At 37.8% G+C, this 2,696-nt stretch carries 3 protein-coding genes; all 3 read left to right on the forward strand.

What is annotated here, in order from left to right:
- The coding region (locus tag PX484_RS17430; RefSeq protein ID WP_288104924.1) for a DUF5331 domain-containing protein at nt 1-610 on the forward strand (610 nt) is incomplete at its 5' end.
- A gap of 16 nt (nt 611-626) precedes the next feature.
- Nucleotides 627-2,027, forward strand: coding sequence for a ferredoxin:protochlorophyllide reductase (ATP-dependent) subunit N (locus PX484_RS17435; RefSeq protein ID WP_002740797.1), 1,401 nt, complete (start codon nt 627-629; stop codon nt 2,025-2,027).
- Between the two features lie 169 nt (nt 2,028-2,196).
- Nucleotides 2,197-2,696, forward strand: a 500-nt coding sequence (locus tag PX484_RS17440; protein ID WP_288104926.1) for an AAA family ATPase, incomplete at its 3' end; no start/stop codon positions are given.

Raw genomic sequence — 2,696 nt, forward strand, 5'->3', positions numbered from 1 at the left:
AGCGGCAGCAACAGCTTTAGAACCTAAGTTATCAGTGTGGATGTATCCCTTTTGTCAACTTAGTTCCGATGGGGACAAACTGGTAGAAGTCTTAGGACTAAATTTTGATTCTGAAAAAAAGGAGTTGGAAAAATCGGAAAACGAATTACTGATTTCTAATTCGCACACTGAATATCTCAACGGATTCCGAGAAAAACAATTATCAGTCGAAAAAAACAAAGTAATTATTTTTGAGGAATTGCTAAAAATCTTACCAGATAAATGGTTAGATTACTACCAAAACAATCAACCGTGGATTAAGTCTTTAATGGATTCTAAAGATTCGTGGCGAAAAACTCCCGACGGTGGTAAACGTCCTAGTGCTGACATAATTATAGGTGCGATTACCGTTTTAGAATCTCAATTATCAGTGTGGATGTATCCCTTTTGTCAGCTTAGTTCCGATGGAAACAAACTTCTAGAAGTTTTAGGATTAAATTTTGATCCTGAGAAAAAACGACTAGAAAAGAAAGAAAGAGAATTAAGTAATTCTTTATATCCTACTGAGGATCCTGTACTGCAAAAAATCCGCCAAGAGTTACAACAAGAAAACCTAAATAAACCAAGTTAAAGGAGAACCTAAAAACATGACCGCCACTCAAGAACCGAGCGCTTTACAATTTGATTGTGAAACCGGCAACTATCACACCTTTTGTCCGATTAGCTGTGTTGCTTGGTTATACCAAAAAATCGAAGATAGTTTCTTCCTTGTTATCGGCACAAAAACCTGTGGTTACTTCCTGCAAAATGCCATGGGTGTCATGATTTTTGCCGAACCGCGTTATGCTATGGCAGAATTAGAAGAAGGGGATATTTCCGCTCAACTAAAAGACTACGAAGAATTAAAACGCCTCTGCTTACAAATTAAACGAGATAGAAACCCTAGTGTTATCGTTTTTATCGGTACTTGTACCACCGAAATCATCAAAATGGACTTGGAAGGATTAGCACCGAAACTAGAGTCAGAAATCGGTATTCCTATCGTGACAGCGCGCGCTAATGGTTTAGATTATGCCTTTACCCAAGGGGAAGATACCGTCCTCGCTTCCATGGTGCATAAATGTCCCGAAAAAGTTAAGCACGAAGATGAAAAAGAAGAACGGAATGCCATCCAGAAACTCCTAACTTTTGGACGTAAAAAAGAAGAAATTAAACAGGAAGAATCGGAATATAAAGACCATCCTCCTTTAGTTTTATTTGGTTCCGTTCCCGACCCAATTGTGACCAATTTAACCCTAGAATTGAAAAAACAAGGAGTTAAAATTGATGGTTGGTTGCCTGCCAAACGTTTTACTGAATTACCGGTAATTGAAGAAGGTTATTATGTCGCTGGTGTCAATCCTTTTCTATCACGAACTGCCACCACTTTAATGCGTCGTCGTAAGTGTAAATTAATTGGCGCACCCTTTCCCATCGGTCCGGATGGAACCCGCGCTTGGATAGAAAAAATCTGTTCTGTTTTGGGAGTACAACCGCAGGGATTAGAAGAAAGAGAGGCAAAAATTTGGGAAAGTTTAGAGGATTATCTGCAACTTGTGCGCGGTAAATCGGTCTTCTTTATGGGGGATAATTTACTAGAAATTTCTCTGGCACGTTTCCTAATTCGTTGCGGGATGACTTGTGATGAAATCGGTATTCCCTACATGGATAAACGCTACCAAGCGGCCGAATTAGCATTACTAGAAAAAACCTGTAATGATATGGGTGTTCCCATCCCGAAAATCATCGAAAAACCTGATAACTACAATCAGATTCAGCGCATTTACGAGTTAAAACCTGATTTAGTGATTACAGGAATGGCCCATGCAAATCCCTTAGAAGCGCGGGGAATTAACACTAAATGGTCGGTAGAATTTACTTTTGCTCAAATCCATGGTTTTACCAATGCGCGAGATATTTTAGAATTAGCTACTCGTCCCCTGCGTCGCAACAATAACCTCAAGGAATTGGGTTGGGATAAGTTAGTTAAAGAGTCAGCAAAAGTGTAAATTTGTTTTCAAAAGGCTACAATCATCAGGTAAGGAAAATTAATTCCTTACCTTTTTTCTGTGATTGTTTGCCGATTCTGAGGACAATTCTTGTTCAAATGCTCAACAAGTGCATAAAATAAAAGTATCGTCTCCTTTATTCCTTAGAGACTGTTAGGGTTAATATGCAATGCTCATCGGATTTAGTGTCGGCAATTATCGCTCTTTTAAAGATGTAGTAACTCTCAGTATGGTAGCTGCAGAGGAGGCCTGTGGTAATGATGAGCTTGATAAAAATAATGTTTTTAAGGTTAATCAACAATTTAGTTTACTTAAAAGTGCCGCTATTTATGGAGCAAATGCCAGTGGTAAGAGTAATTTAATTCTGGCATTCAATTTTGTGCGATGGTTTGTCATGAATTCTGCTAAATTACAAATCACTGACAAAATAGATGTGGAACCCTTTAGATTAAGTACCGAAACTGTTGATAAACCATCCTTTTTTGAAATAGTTTTTCAGCTAAAAAATAAAACTTATAGATATGGATTTGAAGTAACTCAAAAGCGAGTAGTTTCCGAATGGTTATTTTGTACACCCAGAAGTCGTGAAACTAAAATTTTTAATCGGCAAGGCGATAAAATAGAATATAGCAAAAATATTGAACAAGGTAATATACTAAGAGGATTGAC

The sequence above is a fragment of the Microcystis sp. M49636_WE2 genome (genome assembly GCF_030065375.1).
GTDB classification, from domain to species: Bacteria; Cyanobacteriota; Cyanobacteriia; order Cyanobacteriales; family Microcystaceae; genus Microcystis; species Microcystis aeruginosa_C.

Coding starts and splice junctions, on each gene's coding strand:
- PX484_RS17435 (WP_002740797.1), top strand. CDS start 627: ATGACCGCCACTCAAGAACCGAGCGCTTTACAATTTGATTGTGAAACC.